The sequence below is a fragment of the Bacillus pumilus genome (assembly GCF_009937765.1).
Classification (GTDB): Bacteria; Bacillota; Bacilli; order Bacillales; family Bacillaceae; genus Bacillus; species Bacillus pumilus_O.
On sequence record NZ_CP047089.1, the window covers coordinates 918,817 to 936,140 of the forward strand.

The following is a 17,324-nucleotide window of genomic DNA, read 5'->3' on the forward strand; positions in this document are numbered from 1 at the left end:
TGTAAAGACATTCTGCCGCGAAGGCTTGACTAATTATTTTATTAGGTGTAATTTTTATTTTGTTATGATCGAGAAGGAGTCTTCGCTATGTATATTATATTGACGATGCTATTATTAGGAATTTTATTAGGTTTTGTAGGAGCAGGCGGAGCTGGTTTTGTCATTGCTTTGCTTACGTTAATTTTTGATATCCCTATCCATACCGCACTTGGGACGTCTTTAGCCGCAATGGCATTTACGACGTTATCTGGTGCATACAGTCACTACCGGGAAGGGAATATTCAGCTGAAATCTGGTTTGATCGTTGGAGCTTTGGCTTGCGTGGCTTCCTTTGCAGGAGCTAAGATTGCTCCTTTTATTCCAGAAGGAAATCTGCACTATTTAACAGCTGGCATGCTCTTTTTATCCGCTGTGTTTATGATGATCAAATTATTTGTTCTGAAGGAAGAAACTGAGCAGCAACCACTTTCTTCACGTCAGCTGCTCGTAAGGGGAATTATTTTAGGACTTGTATCCGGTTTGCTGTCAGGTATGTTTGGTATCGGGTCCGCACCATTTATCCAAGTAGGACTTTTGATTTTACTGAGACTATCCATTCGACAGGCAGTTGGCACAACGATGCTTGTCATTATTCCGATTTCCATCGGTGGTGGAATTGGATATATTACAGAGGGCTATGTTGATTTTATCTTGCTGATTCAAATTTTAATCGGAACAGTATTAGGCGCATATATTGGCGCAAAATTTACACGCCTTGCACCGAAGCTCTTATTGAAATCGGCTGTACTGTTAACACCTATTATTGCCGGTTTACTGCTGTTATTTTAATGTTATTTAGAATAAGAAAAGCCGATAACATGATGTTATCGGCTTTTTGTTTAGCGGATATATTGCGCTGGATTGACTGCATTTGATTTTGCGCCATTCCATAATCCTTTGTGAATTTCAAAATGGAGATGCTGACCATGAGACTGGCCTGTATTCCCCATATATCCTAGAAATTGTCCTTGCTCGACTCTCTGCCCTGTGGACACACTTCTTGTAGACAGGTGGGCATAAACCGTTTGATACGTCTGTCCATTGATATTATGTGTAATGAATATCACATTTCCGTAGCTTGATGAGTAGCTTGAGTTCGTGACTGTTCCAGATGCAGCTGCGACGACAGATACTGTACCTTTTGCTGCAATATCTAATCCGAAGTGGTTTCCGCCAGAACGTCCACCAAAGCCAGATGAGAATCTGCCAGCAGCTGGTTTAATAAAGCCAGAGCTGCTGGCTGGTGTATCAGATACTTGATCTGATCCGCCACTTTGAGGTGCAGGTGCACTTTTTTCAGCAGCTGCTTGTTCTGCTTTCTTCGCTTCTTCTTTTTGGCGGCGTGCTTCCTCAGACTTCACAGCCGCTTTTTGGTTTGTTAGAATTTCTTGCTCATTTTCAAGTTTGCCTAATTCTTCATGGGCATGGTTCTTTTTATCTGTTACATCCCCTAAGATTTTCTCTTTTTCTTTTTGCTGTTTAGACAAATCCTTTTTCAACTCTTCTAGCTCTTTCAGAGATGTTTCAAGTCCACTTAGCTGATTATTTAGCTCTGCTTCTTTTTGCTCCACCAGCTTTAAATCATTTTCATGTTCTGTAATCATGTCTTTGTCTGCTTCGACAATGGTTGTGACAGCTCCAACACGACCGACAAAATCACTAAAGCTGCGAGCACCCAGCAGCACATCTAAATAGTTGATCGTACCGCCGCTTTTTTGCATCGAACGAATTCGATCTTTGAAAATAGCTTTTCTTTTTTCAATTCGATCATTGATGACTTGAATGTCTTTTTTTAGTTTCTTGATCTCTTGTTTCGTTTGTTTGACTTCTTTTTCTTTTTCTGCAACTTTTTCAGTTGCTGCACTTACTTTGTGGTCAATCTTTTCAATTTCTTTTTTGAGCTTTGATTCTTTCTTTTCAAGCTTAGCCAGCTCTGATTTCTTTTTCTTCAAAGTTGATTCAGTCTTTGATGTTTTCTCTTCGATTTGTTGACGTTTTTGATCTAGGTCTTCGTATGCGAATGCACGATTCTCGTTCCCTGGAATATATAGCCACGTTGTTCCAATAAACGCTGCCATTCCAGCCATCATCAGCTTTCTTTTCAAAACGATATTCCCCTCCTATGACAACTATCGACATGAAGAGTCGACCGGATGAATCGGTTCAACCGGTCACACCTTCTATCTAATTCTCGAGTGCTGCCATCAAAAATAGATTTATACTTTTAAGAATTTACGGATGGACGTCAAACTTCCCCATACACCAATGATTGCACCGATCAAAAGAAGGACCAGTGACACTTGATAAACAAACGGGTTATATGGAAGCATGGAAATAAATGAGCCTTGTACTCTCGGTGCCACCCAGCCCACTGCATATTGATATGTGCCAAGCAGAAGTGCAATCGGTATAATGGAACCAAATACACCAAGCAGTAATCCTTCAATAAAGAACGGCCAGCGGATAAACCAGTTCGTTGCACCTACAAGCTTCATAATCTCGATTTCTTTACGTCTAGCAAAAATGGTAATTTTGATCGTATTTGAGATCAAGAACATGGCTGTAAATAAAAGCCCAATGATGAGCGCAATCCCTACATTTCGCGCCACTCCGACCACATTAAAGAGTCGGCTGACTTCTTCTTTACCGTAGGTTACTTTATACGTACCTTTTAGGTTTTCTAATTTTTTCGCTACTTTTGGTGTATCGTGTGGATCTGAAGTTTTCACAATAAACGCATCGTTTAATGGGTTTTCTTGATCAACAAGTCCCATGGATTGTCCATTTTCACCAAAGCTTTTAATCAGTGCTTTGAGCTCATCATCCTTGGATGAGTATTTCACATCACTGATTTCAGGAATCTTCTCAATTTCTGCTTTTAATTCATCCTGCTGCTTTTGATTCGCGGTTAAATCGATCAGAACTTTTACTTCTACTTCTTTCTCAGCGTTCGATGCCATGTTATTCAAGTTGAGCATAATGACAAGAAAAACCCCAACTAAAATCAATGTGACAGTGACCGCACTAATTGATGCAAATGTCATCCACGTGTTTCTTCCAAGTGAACGGAAGCTCTCACGTAAATGCCGCGAGAGAGTTTTAATCATAAATGCCGTACTCCCCTCTTGCTTCGTCACGCACAATCATTCCATCTTCGATTGCGATGACGCGTTTCTTCATGCTGTTTACAATCTCTTTGTTATGTGTTGCCATGACGACTGTTGTTCCTCGGTTATTAATCTCTTCGAGTGTCTTCATGATTTCCCAAGATGTGTCTGGATCAAGGTTTCCTGTCGGCTCGTCCGCTATGACTACCTCAGGACTATTCACGATCGAGCGAGCGATCGATACACGCTGCTGCTCACCGCCAGAGAGCTGGTCAGGAAATTGTCGTGCTTTGTGCTTGAGTTGTACCAAATCAAGTACATCCAGCACCTTTTTCTTAATGATTTGAGGCTGTTCCCCAATGACTTCAAGAGCAAATGCCACGTTCTCAAACACCGTGAGAGTTGGAAGTAGTTTGAAATCTTGGAACACTACGCCAATTTCTCTTCTTAAGTAAGGTATTTCTTTTTCCTTAATTGAGCCTAAATCTTTGTTATTAATTAAGATTTTCCCTTTGCTTGGCTTCTCTTCACGATACATCATTTTGATGAATGTGGATTTACCAGCACCACTGGGACCAACAACGTACACAAACTCTCCTGGGTGAATAGAGACATTGATTCCATTGATCGCCTTTACACCGTTAGGATAGATCTTGTAGACTTCCTTCATTTCAATCATGTAATCACCTAATCTTTTCTTATTGCTGACTAACAGCTTATCATGATGTTTTGACAGTCATCGTCAAAACACGTTATGTATGGTCACGCACATACCCTTCGATACGTACAAGCAATTTATGTCCTTTTCATCCAAAAAGATGAAAAAATTGAATCGTCTAAATTTCAACAACTCCAATTATACGTCATGATTCGACGCAATGGTATTACATTTATATTTCAAAACTTATAGTTAAAAGGTAAAAAGGACATTCAAAACCGAAAAACATGTCTTTTTACCCTTATTTTTTAAATAAAATTTAATATAATGCGTTTTCATACTATTCAAAAGTCTTTTTCTACATATAAAAATAAAAAAACCTTGTCGATTAGACAAAGGTTTTATTTTTTCTCTGCAAGCCATTTAGCTACTTCTTTCGCTTGCTTCTCATCTACCATTCCGCTTGGCATAGAGCCTTTACCATTGTGTGCAATATCTGCAATTTGGCTTTCATTGTATTTTTTCCCTACTTCTTTCAGGCTTGGTCCGCCTCCGCCAGATAGGTCTTTCCCATGACAGCCAATACAGTTTTGCTGATAAATTTCCTCACCACTGCTCACGTTTGAGGCGCTTTTGCTGCCTTCTTTGTCACTGCTGCTTGAATTTCCTCCACAAGCCGCCAGCACAAGCAGCATCGCTGCAAACAGCATCGTTAATCCGCTTTTTTTCATCTTATTCCCTCCCTTACAATCATTTGGTCATCGCTATTATATCCTTGTTTACGCCCTTTTAAAACCCTCACCAAGTACCTCTTTTGCATCCATTACGATGACAAATGCTGATGCATCGATTGCTTTCACCACTTGTTTCAACTTTGTGAATTGTGACTGCCCAACGACACACATAAGAATTGGACGGTCATGGTCAGTATATCCTCCGACGGCTGAAATCTTTGTGACACCACGGTCAATTTGATCAAATACTGCCTGTCTAACTTCATCCTCATGCCCTGTAATGATCATTGCCATTTTCGAATGACTGAAGCCGGCCTGTACGACATCAATCGTTTTACTTGAAATAAACACACCAATGACAGCGTACAGCCCCTCTTCAATCCCAAAAACAGTCATCGCAGCGAGAACAATTAAGCCATCCATCATCGCTAAACAAGTGCCAAGCGTGAGGCCAGTATATTTATTGATGATTTTAGCAGCGAGCGCCGTTCCACCTGTTGATCCGTTTCCAAGGAATACGAGCCCTATTCCTATCCCAATCACTACTCCACCGAATATGGCTGCTAAGAGCGCTTCATGGGTTACAGGTGCAATATGCCTTGTAACAAATACCATCAAAGGTAAGAAAATAGATCCAACGAGCGTTTTCACGCCAAATGTACCACCTAATAAATAAAAACCAGCGATAAACAGTGGAATGTTGAGCCCCCACTGCACATATGCCGCCTCAAAGCCGAATGACTGCATAATCGTACTAATACCGCTCACACCACCTGCGGCAATCTGATTCGGTAATAATAACGTGTTAAATCCGATCGCCACAATGGCTGATCCGATTAAAATGAACAAGTAATTTTTCGCTTCAATCCATAATTGTGAATGTCCCTGCTTCATGTCTTTCTTCCTCCGTTACTTCTGAATGCACACCTATTTTAAGCCCTCCTATTACGAATGTAAATAACAGCCAAATGCAGTGCTAATGGATTAATACTTTATCACACAAACGGATCAGCGTACTTGCCGTTTGGCACATGAGTAAATGATGGTATATTTAATATGTACATGAGAAAGAAGGGACATGCGATGAAGAAAATACTGAAGATCATAGGCATTACATTACTTGCACTGATCATTTTGGCTTTTGGTGCTTTCTATACATGGAGCCGCTTTACATACGGACCATCTGCCGCATTAAAAAAGCAAGTGAACATCGAGCAAGTAGAACATAAAAACGATGTATATACATTTGCATCAACAAAAAGCGATACGGGCATCATTCTCTATCCAGGAGCCAAGGTAGAACCACTTTCGTACGCCTATATTGGGAATGAATTGTTGAAAAAAGGCTATTCAGTCTTTATCCCTGACATGCCTTTTTCGTTTGCGATTTTTCATACAAATAAAGCACAAGATATCATGAAAGATCATCACACGATCAAACACTGGTATATTGGAGGACATTCACTTGGTGGAACAGCTGCCGCTATGTTTGCAGAAAAAAAACTGAGCAAGCTCGACGGTCTTTTTTTCCTTGCGTCTTATCCAGCATCAGATAATCTGAAATCATCGTCCTTAAACGTCCTGTCTATATCAGGTGAAAAGGATGGACTTGCGACGCATGAGAAAATCAAGAAATCGAAAACAAATTTGCCATCTCAAACCATTTATCATGAAATAAAAGGCGGGAACCATGCTCAGTTTGGCATGTACGGTAAACAAAAAGGTGATCAGCCAGCGAATATTCCAGCCCTTACACAGCAAAAGGAGATCATTCAGACGATGCTTGAATGGCTACCACCAGCAAAAAAGCTCCCGTAATGGGAGCTTTTCATTTTTACTTTTTCGTCGCTTCTAAAAACTCTTCAGCATCTGCTACAGCCAGGCTAATGGCTTCCTCCCAAAAATCTTTTTGGGTAAGATCGACACCTAAGTGCTTAAAGGCCAAATCTTCTACTGTCATTGAAGCTGTATCCTTTAATAATGCAATGTATTTTTCTTCAAACGAAGTACCAGCCTCCAAGGCTTTTGCATAAATCCCTAGTGAGAACATGTAGCCAAATGTGTATGGGAAATTATAAAACGGAACACCCGTGATATGGAAATGCAGTTTAGACGCCCAGAAATGCGGATGGTATTCATCTAATGAGTCGCCAAAGGCTTCTTTCTGCGCTGCTACCATCAGCTCATTCAAACGGTCCGCCGGCACTTCTCCTTGTTTTCGCTCTTCATAAAAGCGCTGTTCAAATAAGAAACGAGATTGAATGTTCATGAAAAATGCGACACTCCGCTGCAGCTTATCCTCTAACAAACTGAGACGTTCCTCTTCATTTGCCGCTTCTTTTAATGAAGCATCAGCCACAATCATTTCTGCGAATGTCGACGCCGTTTCAGCGACATTCATCGCATATTTGCGATTAAGAATGCGAACATCCTGCATCACTTCCTGATGGAAAGAATGACCAAGCTCATGCGCGAGTGTCGCCACATTGGATGGACTTCCTGAGAAGGTCATAAAAATACGCGACTCTCCGCTGTCAGGGAAATTTGTACAAAAACCGCCTACTCGTTTGTTCGGGCGATCCTCAGCTTCTACCCAGCGTTCATTAAAGGCCTTTTCTGTAAAGGCAGCAAGCTCCGCTCCAAACCCAGCGAAATGTTTCACAATAAAAGCCGCTGCTTCCTGATACGGATAAATCTTGGTCTCACTACCAATAGGAGCCCCAACATCAAACCAGCTTAGCTTATCCACTCCTAGCATATCAGCCTTTCGATGTAAGTAATCAATAAATGGTTGCTTATGTTCATCTATCACAGACCACATGGCATCAAGGGTCTCTTGTTTCATCCGGCAAATATCAAGCGGCTCTTTTAAAATATGATCCCAGCCTCTTGCTTCATATACTTGCAAACGAAAACCTGCCAAATGATTGAGCGTGCTTGCAAATAGATGTTCATCCTGCGTCCATGCATGCTCTAGGTTATGGTAAACAGCCTTTCTGACTTCACGGTCTGAATCATCCATTGCATTTTCCGCTTGGCCAACAGAGATCATCTGCGTTTCACCATGTTGTTCAAACGGAATCGTAATTTTATTTACCAAGCTAGAATAAAAATCATCCCACGCATGATAGCCATCAACAGCTAGCTTTTGAATCAATGTTTCTTGTTCAACAGGCAATTGATCCTTCACGCGGTCTCTCCGTTCATTTAATATGTAGCGAACATCTGAAAAGGCCTCTGAATTCATGAGATCTTCCCATTTGCTTGGAGAAATAGCAGCAAGCGCCTGATCAAACAGCGCAAGTATGGTACCTAAATCAGCTTCCAACTTAGCAATCGTACCTCGAAGACTACCAGCCTTCATATCCTTTGTATTTTGCGATTGAAGACAGGATACAAATGAACCTGCTTGAGACAGTTTTTTATATGTGGTTTCATACGTGTCAAGGACAGACGTTAACTTATTTTCAATGTGTGTATCTTCTTTGGAAAAGGCATCGACCTTTTGTCGTAATTCATCTAATAGCTGCTCAATGTGTTGCAAGTATGTTTTGAATGCTGGTGAAGAACTGCCTCCTTTAAAAAAGGCATCTAAATCCCACGTCTCTTGTAATGTTGTTAATCCCAAAATATTTCCCCCTTTATTTGCTAATTTCATCATACAAAGGATATAGAGTCAGTATGGCGTATGTATTCCTTTATATTCATTATATTTTCTCACAATAAAAAAAACCCGGCAAGAAGCCGAGTTTTTATGATAATTTCGAACGTAAATATGCGTCGATAAATGAATCTAAATCTCCATCCATGACTGCTTGAACATTTCCCATCTCCGTATTGGTACGATGGTCTTTTACAAGAGAATACGGATGGAATACATAAGAGCGAATTTGGCTTCCCCAGCCAATTTCTTTCTGCTCTCCTCTAATTTCATCCAACTCAGCCTGCTGTTCTTCGATCCGTCTTTGATAAAGTTTCGATTTTAGCATTTTCATCGCACGTTCTCTGTTTTTGATTTGTGATCTTTCCGTTTGGCATGTCACCACGACATTGGTTGGAATATGTGTGATACGAACGGCAGAGTCCGTCGTATTGACGTGCTGTCCACCAGCGCCGCTTGCACGATACGTATCTACTTTGATATCTTCTGTTCGAATATCAATATCGATTTCTTCATTGAACTCAGGCATGACATCACAGGAAACGAAAGAAGTATGTCTACGACCAGATGAATCAAAAGGAGAAATACGAACCAGACGATGGACGCCTTTTTCTGCTTTTAAGTAGCCGTATGCGTTATGCCCTTTGATGAGCAATGTGACAGACTTAATTCCTGCTTCATCACCAGGAAGATAATCAAGCGTTTCAACCTTAAAGCCCCTGCGCTCTGCCCAGCGAGTATACATTCTCAAAAGCATAGAACCCCAGTCCTGTGATTCAGTACCGCCTGCACCTGGGTGAAGCTCGAGGATGGCATTGTTTTTATCATATGGTTCACTTAAGAGAAGCTGCAACTCAAACTCGTTAAATTGCTTGGTTAAGTTCTTCAGCTCTTTCTCAAGCTCTACATGAAGCTCTTCGTCATAATCTTCCTTTAATAGGTCATGTGTCATTTGCAGCTCTTCATGAGATTCACTGAGCTCATGGTATGCATTCACATTATCCTTTAGCGCATTGGCTTCATTGATGACGCCTTGTGCCTTTTGCTGATCATTCCAAAAATCAGCCTCTGACATTGTCGCTTCGAGTTCTGCAATTTTGGCTTCTTTTGTTTCGAGGTCAAAGAGACCCCCTAAAATCAGCTAGCCTGCTAGCCATATTTTCAAGCTCTTGTCTGATTTCTACTAATTCCATATCCTTCACCTCATAGATGTATGGGGGCTGACATGAATAGAAAGAGGTTTTCACCTCTTTCCATTACTTATTCTGTCTTCCCATGACAATTTTTATATTTCTTGCCGCTTCCGCAGTGACATGGTGAGTTTCGACCAATGTCTACCACTTTACGTACCGGCTTCTTTTTCACTGTCTTCTCCTCATCACCCTCTTGAGGCTGATGAGCTGTTGTTTGCCCTTGAACGACTTCTTCACGCTCTAAGTTGTTTTGGATTTCTGATTTCAAGACATATTTGGCTACATCATCTTCGATTGAAGCGACCATATGCTCAAACATCGCAAATCCTTCCATTTGATACTCACGAAGCGGATTTGTTTGTGCATACGCACGTAAATGAATCCCTTGACGCAGTTGATCCATTGCATCGATATGATCCATCCACTTTGAATCCACCGCACGAAGAACGATGACTTTTTCAAATTCTCGCATTTGTTCATCGCCATATGTTTCTTCTTTTGCATCGTATTTTTCTTTAATACGATCCATAATGAAGGAGGTGATTTCATCTGCTTCTTTACCGTAAATATCCTTAACCGAAATGGCTCCTTCATCTAAATAGTTCGTGTTGATTAATTCAACAAGCCCATCTAGTTTCCATTCTTCTGGAAGCTCTTCTTTCGGCGTATAAGAACCAACAGCGCGCTCAATTGAAGACTGAATCATATTGATCACAATCGATTTTAAGTTATCAGAATCAATAACTTCAAAGCGCTGCTTGTAAATCACTTCACGCTGCTGACGAAGCACATCGTCATATTGCAGAAGCTGTTTACGTGAATCAAAGTTGTTGCCCTCAACACGTTTTTGAGATGATTCAACGGCTTTAGACACCATTTTACTTTGGATAGGCGTAGTGTCATCCATACCAAAGCGGTCAAGCATTGCCATCGTGCGCTCTGCACCAAATCGGCGCATTAATTCATCTTCCATGGAGAGATAGAATTGGGTAATCCCTGGGTCTCCTTGACGACCAGAACGTCCACGAAGCTGGTTATCAATACGACGTGATTCATGACGCTCTGTCCCAATGACAGCTAGACCGCCAAGTTCTTTGACGCCTTCGCCAAGCTTGATGTCCGTACCACGTCCTGCCATGTTGGTCGCAATGGTGACGGCACCCTTTTGACCAGCCTCTTCAATAATTTGTGCCTCACGCTCATGGTTTTTCGCATTTAACACTTGATGAGGAATCCCTTTATTTTTAAGCAGCTTAGAAATAAGCTCAGACGTCTCAACCGCTACTGTTCCGACAAGAACTGGTTGCCCTGTCATATAGCGCTGCGCAACATCTTCAGCCACTGCTTTAAATTTACCTTCCATTGTGCGGTAAATTAAATCAGGTCTGTCATCACGAACGACTGGTTGGTTGGTCGGGATTGTCACAACCTGCATGTTGTAAATGTTACGGAATTCTTCTTCTTCCGTTTTCGCTGTACCGGTCATACCAGAAAGCTTTTCATACATACGGAAGTAGTTCTGGAATGTGATCGTTGCAAGGGTCATACTTTCGTTCTGCACTTCGAGACCTTCTTTTGCCTCAATGGCTTGATGCAGACCTTCACTATAACGGCGTCCTTTCATGAGACGTCCTGTGAACGAGTCAACAATAACCACTTGACCTTCTTCAACGACATAATCCACATCTTTTTGCATCGCAACATGTGCCTTTAGCGCCTGAGCGATGTGATGGTTCAGTGCGACATGTTTGACATCAAATAAGTTCTCGATGCCGAAAGCTTTTTCCGCCTTCGTCATTCCGCTTTCTGTCAGCTGTACACTTTTTGTTTTAATATCATATGTGAAATCATCTTCTATTTTTAATGTACGAACAAACGCATTCGCTTGTACATAAAGCTTTGTAGATTTCGCAGCTTGTCCAGAAATGATAAGCGGTGTTCTCGCTTCATCAATTAAGATGGAGTCAACCTCATCGATTACGGCATAATGAAGCGGTCTTTGGACCATTTGCTCTTTGTAAAGCACCATGTTATCTCGTAAATAGTCAAAGCCAAGTTCATTGTTTGTTGAATACGTAATATCAGCGGCATACGCTTCTCTTTTTTCATCTTTGTCTAAGCTGTTTAAGTTTAAGCCTACCGTTAAGCCAAGAAATTCAAAAATCTTGCCCATTTCCTCTGCATCACGGCTTGCCAAATATTCGTTGACTGTCACAATGTGGACGCCTTTTCCAGATAGAGCATTTAAATAAACAGGCATTGTTGAAGTCAACGTTTTACCTTCACCTGTTTTCATCTCAGAGATGTTGCCTTCATGAAGCGCGATCCCCCCCATGAGCTGCACCTTAAATGGGAACATTCCTGTCACGCGGCGTGAAGCCTCGCGAACCGTTGCAAATGCTTCAACCAACAGGTCATCCACGGATTGTCCTTTTTCAAGTTTTTCTTTAAATTCGATCGTTTTATTTCGTAAAGCCTCGTCAGATAATTTCTCGAAATCTTGAGCGAGAGCTTCAATTTCATTTGCTTTTTTTTCATATTTGCTGATCGTACGTTTCGTAGGATCAAACACTTTGTTTAAGATTCCAAGCATATAATAACGCTCCTCTATTTCATGCAATTTTTCGGCATGTCCAAAAGATTGACAGGTCCATATTTACCTGCATTTATCATACCATACCTTCCTTCATTTCCAAAGAATTTGCAATGATTTCGAACAAAAAACCCGCCCCTCATGGAGGGAACGGGTTTACTTTTTTTAGGTTATTTTTAGATCAGATTAAGCGTTTGGCTCAATGAGTCCATATTTTCCATCATTTCGGCGATAGACCACATTGGTCAAATTTGTCTCAGCATTAGTGAAGACGAAAAAACTATGACCTAACATGTTCATTTGAAGAATGGCCTCTTCGCTATCCATCGGTTTTAAATTGAAACGTTTTTGTCTGACGATTTCTGTTTCATCAATTTCTTCGTCATCCTGAACAGCTACATCAGCCGTCCCATTTCCTCCAGCAAATAAGTGCTTTTTGGCACCTTGCTCGCGGAATTTACGGTTTACTTTTGTTTTGTGCTTTCGAATTTGACGTTCTAATTTACTGGCTGCTAGGTCTACTGCATTGTACATATCTTCATTATGCACCTCAGCTCGAAGTGCTAGATCAGTCATTGGAATGGTAACCTCAACTTTAGATTCTTGATCATTGTAAAACTTCAAGTTCACGTTGACTGAAGCATCTACGTCTGTCTCAAAATAACGCTCCAGCTTTCCAATTTTTTTCTCGACATGATCTCTTAGTGCAGGTGTTACGTCGATGTTTTCTCCTCTGACATTGTAATTCATGTAAAGAACGCCTCCTTTAAAATTAAGGATATGTAAACCTATTTCTACTTTTCCCTCCTTTTCTCCTGCTCAAACGTAAAAAAAATGTGAATATTTCTTGAAATTTGTCGAATTTTGCGGTGCTTCAACTGTTGCTTGATAGGTGATGAATATATATTCGCCTCAATCTTGAAAAAGACCAGCGCACATTTAAATGGTGAAAGTTGATATTGATGTTTTCAGCGATTGAGATAAAGTTTTTAGGTCTTCCGCTGCTGCTTTCATTTCTTCATTTGCTGCCAATGACTCTTCAACAGCCGCAGACATGTACTCCGTCTCTTCTGAATTGCGTTTGGCTCCTTCTTCAATGACCCCAACCGTCTGAGATATTTCCTCTGTACTAGCTGAAATCTCCTCTGCAGTGGCTGAAAGTTCCTCTGCTTTCATCGAAATATCACGAATAGATTCTAGGATTTCATGAAAACTCTGTTCTGACAATTGCGATACTTTCACACCTTCTGCTACATCCTGCTCAACCTTTGTCATCGAATGTGATGATTTTTCAGTATCTTTGTTCACGTTCGCGAGCAATTGACTAATTTGATCTGTTAGCTGACTAGATTCTTCCGCCAGTTTTCTCACTTCATCTGCTACTACCGCAAACCCTCTCCCATGTTCTCCCGCTCTTGCCGCTTCAATAGCAGCATTTAAAGCAAGCAAATTCGTTTGATCAGCAATAGCATGAATATGACCTAACAAATCTTCAATGCCAGTAAACTGGGCTTGTACATGAGCCATTGTAGAATGGTGCTCGTTCACAGACGCTTTGATAGAGCTCATTTGCTTTACGAATTGTTGAATAAGTGCTGCACCCTTTTCAGCCTTTTCAGTCACTGAAATTGAGTGACCCGAAACATCGGATGTGTGTTCAGCTGCATTTTGCATACCAGTAGAGACTTCTTGAATCGCAGAAGCTACTTTTCCGACCGCGTCTGATTGTTCACGTGAAGCTTCGCTGACCTGTTCAATCGAACTAGATGTCTGCTCGCTAGCTGATATGGTTTGATGAATCGTTTCCTCAAACTGGGCAGCAGAATCAGCTAATTGTCTTGATCCATGTTGTACCTGTAAAATGAGCTGACGCAAATGCTTTGTCATTTGATTAAAAGCGGTACCAAGTTGACCAATCTCATTTTTAGAGGTCACTTCAATCTCTTCAAGTGTAAGGTCACCATCTGCCATCCTTCTCGCAGCATTTGTGACAGACACAATTGGCTTTGTCATACGATAAACGAATCTTGTCCCAATCAACAAAAAGCCAACAATAATGACTCCACTAACTAGAATGAGAGTGAATAGTAATTGATTACTGTCTTGGTTGAGCTGTTTGATTTTTTGGTCCCGTTGCTTCAACTGCGTTTGAGCAAATTCTTTTGTAAAGGTATGTATTTCTTGTTCGATAGGTTGTAATTCTTGATTGAGGCGTGTGTTGAATTCTTTTTGATTATTAGTATTTAATGAGATAAATAACCTTTTTGTGGATTCATAGTAGAGTTCATTCTTTTGAGATATTTTTGTTAATAATTGTTTTGCCTTTTTGACTGTACTAAGTTTTAAAGCATCCCCTGTTGTTTTATTGATATCAACATAGGTTTCTTCAATTTTTTGCGATATTTCCCTGTCTCTCATGACAACATAAGTTTTAATTTGTGCTTCCTGTTTTTGCAAAAGTGCCTCTAATTCTAATGAGGTTTGATAAAGCTTTACTTCTTTGCTAAGAAGCGTCTTATAGGATTGATCTGTTTGGTAATAAATAAAGCTCGAGAAACCTAAAATACTGACAAACAATACACATATGACAATAAGCCCTAACAAAAATTGATTTTTTAGTCTCATAATTTCCTCCGACAGTCTGAATTGAACAAAAATTAATGAATGACATACGGCCTCATACAGGCATGTATTTCATCCATCCACTTTCTATATTCAGGTATAAAATATGATTTAAGGAATGATTGGAAGTGTATTGAAGGGAATGTATAGAAAGCTAGTATATCAAAACTTAAAAAAATTTGATCAAATGAACGAATCGTTTTGGCAAAGTGCTCATTTTCTATAATTGAAAGCAGAAGGGGATGTGTTGTGTCTAAATGAAAGAAGGCATGGATCAGATCATTAAAGATCCGATCCCCTTCAGTTTTAGCAAAATCCTTCTCAATTTCATCTAAATATTTTAGACTCTCTTCTATCGTAAATAGAAGTTCATAATATGTGGTTAATAAAATATAGTCATCTGAACGATACGCCACAGGTCTCACCTAATTATTTCCGTTTATCGTAATATACGCCGTCACTCGTCATAGGCTGGTATGGATTTTGATAATTCAGCTGTTTCGTTTTCTTTTTTTGAATGGCTTGAATATCTGCTTTGATCCCATTTTGGATCACCGTTAATTGCTTCGCCATCTGTTGATCCGTTTGGATAATTTCTTTGATTTTTTCTTTTTCTTGATCGGTCAGCTCATGCTGAATATCTCTCATTAATTCGTCTCTCTCAATTAAAAAGGCATCAAAGTCTTCAACCAAGGTATCACTTTGCGGATTTGCCGTTATTTCGGCTGCCATTTTTAATGTTTGGTCATGCAGCTGGTCCACAATACTCATAGAGATCCCCCGATAGAGTGGTGGCGCCCTTTTCGATCGTTTTGAATAACTTCCTTCCACGCATCACGAAAATCCGTTACGTATTGCTCTACTTCATTCAACATCTCTTCGTCATTTTGAAGATTAGCTTCAATCAGTCTGCGATAAATGTAATCATACATACTTGCCATACTCTTTGATACGTCATAAGAACGATTTAAGGTGACATTTAATTCTTGAATGATGTTTTGAGCCTTTTTCAGGTTCACATTTCTCGTTTCTGCATCCTCTTTTTGAATGGCATACTTCGCGAGTCTTATGAACTTTAAGCAGCCTTCATAAAGCATAAGCGTCAACTCAGCAGGTGTTGCAGTCTCAATAGAATTTTTCTGATAGGCGGCATAAGGGTTCTGAATTGCCATATGTTATAAACCTCCAATTATTGTCCAAGCAGTTGAGAAAGATAGCCAGATTGGTTGTTTAGCTTTTGAATCGCGCTATCCATGGCGCTAAACTTTTTGTAATAGCGGGTTTCCACCATTTTCAAACGATCTTGAAATGTATCCATTCTTTTTGTTAAAGAATCAAGGTCCTTACCAAGTACGTATTCCTTTAATTGCATTGTCGTGCTTCCAGCCTTTTTTTGAATACTTTTCGTAAAGGCTGTTAAGGAATTTTGAACACGATAAATAATTCCTTGTTCATTATATTGCTGCTGCGCTTTGTCTTTATCTTTTGAATCGACATTTAATTTACCCGAGATAAACATTTGACTGACATTCTGCGGGTCTGCTTCAATGGCTTTTCTTAATTTTTCTTCATCAATTTCAAGCTTACCGCCATCTTTATATTTATTTGAAGTGGTAATTCCGATTTGTGTGATATGAATTTTATTTGCATCACTTGTTGTAATCTCAGCATAAAAATCACTTCTTATTTTAGAGGCACCACCTCGTAAAATGGAATCACTTCTCAGTAAGCCAGACTTCGCTGTCGTTTCCCATAGCTCCACTTCTTTGTCAGACATTGCTTTTTTCTCTTCTGCTGTTAAAGGATGATAGTCTCTATTTCTTTTTTCATTAACTTTGCCATTGACCTGCTCAACAAGCTCATTGTATTTATCAACAAATTGTTTAATTTTATCAAAGATTGTATCGACATCTGTTGAAACGTTTAAACTGACAGGCTTATCGGTTGTCCCTTTAAGTTCGTACGTAATACCAGCTTGCTCAAATGTATTATTGTTATTTTCCATTTTCAGACCATTAATCTCGTATTGTGCTTTTTGCCCTTGAGTGGTCGCAACTAATTTGTTATCTCCATCCACTTGGAAGCCTAATTGAGTAAAGAATGAAGCTGAATTACCATCAGTTGCTTTAATGCTGACACCTTCACCTGTTGTCCGTGAAGTGAGAGCGACCGTATCGACATAGTTAGATCCGTCAAAGATTTGTCCTTTGTAAGCTGTCACACCTAATTGTGAGTTGTTCAGCTTTTTCACGATGTCATCAATGGTATCGGTATCAGCAGTATTGATTGTCACCGTTTTCGGTTTCGTCGAATCTGGTGTTGTCACCTCGAATGTAAAAGTGCCATTTGCAGGTGTAAAACCAGAAGTACCAGACGATTTGAAGACAGAAGCTGTCGCTAGTTGGGTAACATTGATTGAACCGGAGGCAGCATTTGTTGATCCAGTTGCTGTGACTGCAGATTCATTTGAGCTTGTCACTTTTTTGGCGCCATATGTGCTTGGACGACCTAATTCTAATTTGTAAATTAAATCATCTAATTCTTTGACTTTTGAGGTAACCTCACGATAGCTGTCTCTTTGCCATTCAAGTGTTTGTTTTTGGCGTGTCATTTTATCAAGTGGTGCTTGTTCTGTTTTCATGAGTTTTGATACGATTTCGTCAATGTCAAAGACATTTGAAAATCCAGTAATTCGGTTAACCATTGTTTATGTTCTC

16 protein-coding genes are annotated in these 17,324 nt (G+C 40.1%); 2 read left to right on the forward strand and 14 right to left on the reverse strand.

Going from position 1 to position 17,324, the window contains the following annotated elements; genetic code table 11:
- Window positions 1-87: 87 nt before the first annotated feature.
- Window positions 88-828: a sulfite exporter TauE/SafE family protein gene (locus GPS65_RS04565; protein WP_012011407.1), complete on the forward strand. Its 741-nt coding sequence runs from the start codon at window positions 88-90 to the stop codon at window positions 826-828.
- A gap of 50 nt (window positions 829-878) precedes the next feature.
- Here the strand turns inward: GPS65_RS04565 and GPS65_RS04570 are convergent, their stop codons facing one another.
- From GPS65_RS04570 to GPS65_RS04590, 5 genes are all read right to left on the reverse strand, one after another.
- Window positions 879-2,144: a murein hydrolase activator EnvC family protein gene (locus tag GPS65_RS04570; RefSeq protein WP_088004364.1), complete on the reverse strand. Its 1,266-nt coding sequence runs from the start codon at window positions 2,142-2,144 to the stop codon at window positions 879-881.
- 111 nt (window positions 2,145-2,255) lie between these two features.
- A complete protein-coding gene (ftsX, locus tag GPS65_RS04575) occupies window positions 2,256-3,146 on the reverse strand; it encodes a permease-like cell division protein FtsX (protein WP_012011409.1) in 891 nt (296 codons plus the stop codon).
- Complete coding sequence (ftsE, locus tag GPS65_RS04580; protein WP_012011410.1) at window positions 3,139-3,825, reverse strand: cell division ATP-binding protein FtsE; 687 nt, start codon at window positions 3,823-3,825, stop codon at window positions 3,139-3,141. The genes ftsX and ftsE overlap by 8 nt, the downstream gene beginning before the upstream one ends.
- Window positions 3,826-4,205: 380 nt before the next feature.
- Entirely contained in the window at window positions 4,206-4,535 is a 330-nt protein-coding gene (gene cccB, locus GPS65_RS04585; RefSeq protein WP_012011412.1) for a cytochrome c551, read from the reverse strand.
- A gap of 48 nt (window positions 4,536-4,583) precedes the next feature.
- Complete coding sequence (locus GPS65_RS04590) at window positions 4,584-5,432, reverse strand: YitT family protein (RefSeq protein WP_003212797.1); 849 nt, start codon at window positions 5,430-5,432, stop codon at window positions 4,584-4,586.
- A gap of 189 nt (window positions 5,433-5,621) precedes the next feature.
- On the opposite strand from GPS65_RS04590, the gene GPS65_RS04595 reads away from it, so the two are divergent.
- Window positions 5,622-6,356, forward strand: a complete 735-nt coding sequence (locus GPS65_RS04595; RefSeq protein WP_161985354.1) for an alpha/beta fold hydrolase — start codon at window positions 5,622-5,624, stop codon at window positions 6,354-6,356.
- Between the two features lie 16 nt (window positions 6,357-6,372).
- Here the strand turns inward: GPS65_RS04595 and GPS65_RS04600 are convergent, their stop codons facing one another.
- The 9 genes from GPS65_RS04600 to GPS65_RS04640 all read right to left on the reverse strand — a co-directional run bounded on the left by GPS65_RS04600 (window position 6,373) and on the right by GPS65_RS04640 (window position 17,311).
- Entirely contained in the window at window positions 6,373-8,166 is a 1,794-nt protein-coding gene (locus GPS65_RS04600; protein WP_119125446.1) for a M3 family oligoendopeptidase, read from the reverse strand.
- A gap of 124 nt (window positions 8,167-8,290) precedes the next feature.
- A protein-coding gene (prfB, locus tag GPS65_RS04605; protein WP_119125447.1) for a peptide chain release factor 2 occupies window positions 8,291-9,392 on the reverse strand; the annotation gives its coding sequence in 2 pieces (ribosomal slippage) (window positions 8,291-9,319 and window positions 9,321-9,392; 1,101 coding nt in all).
- 67 nt (window positions 9,393-9,459) lie between these two features.
- Window positions 9,460-11,985: a preprotein translocase subunit SecA gene (secA, locus tag GPS65_RS04610; RefSeq protein ID WP_012011417.1), complete on the reverse strand. Its 2,526-nt coding sequence runs from the start codon at window positions 11,983-11,985 to the stop codon at window positions 9,460-9,462.
- A gap of 186 nt (window positions 11,986-12,171) precedes the next feature.
- Complete coding sequence (hpf, locus tag GPS65_RS04615) at window positions 12,172-12,735, reverse strand: ribosome hibernation-promoting factor, HPF/YfiA family (RefSeq protein WP_003213481.1); 564 nt, start codon at window positions 12,733-12,735, stop codon at window positions 12,172-12,174.
- A gap of 189 nt (window positions 12,736-12,924) precedes the next feature.
- Complete coding sequence (locus GPS65_RS04620) at window positions 12,925-14,610, reverse strand: methyl-accepting chemotaxis protein (protein ID WP_012011418.1); 1,686 nt, start codon at window positions 14,608-14,610, stop codon at window positions 12,925-12,927.
- 32 nt (window positions 14,611-14,642) lie between these two features.
- On the reverse strand, window positions 14,643-15,023 hold the full coding sequence (locus tag GPS65_RS04625; protein WP_012011419.1) for a DUF8042 domain-containing protein: 381 nt from the start codon (window positions 15,021-15,023) through the stop codon (window positions 14,643-14,645).
- A gap of 13 nt (window positions 15,024-15,036) precedes the next feature.
- On the reverse strand, window positions 15,037-15,378 hold the full coding sequence (gene fliT / locus GPS65_RS04630; protein ID WP_003212921.1) for a flagella biosynthesis regulatory protein FliT: 342 nt from the start codon (window positions 15,376-15,378) through the stop codon (window positions 15,037-15,039).
- Window positions 15,375-15,779, reverse strand: a complete 405-nt coding sequence (gene fliS, locus GPS65_RS04635) for a flagellar export chaperone FliS (RefSeq protein ID WP_088004418.1) — start codon at window positions 15,777-15,779, stop codon at window positions 15,375-15,377. Before fliS ends, fliT begins: the two co-directional genes overlap by 4 nt.
- 17 nt (window positions 15,780-15,796) lie before the next feature.
- Window positions 15,797-17,311, reverse strand: coding sequence for a flagellar hook-associated protein 2 (locus GPS65_RS04640; RefSeq protein ID WP_012011421.1), 1,515 nt, complete (start codon window positions 17,309-17,311; stop codon window positions 15,797-15,799).
- Window positions 17,312-17,324 lie beyond the last annotated feature (13 nt).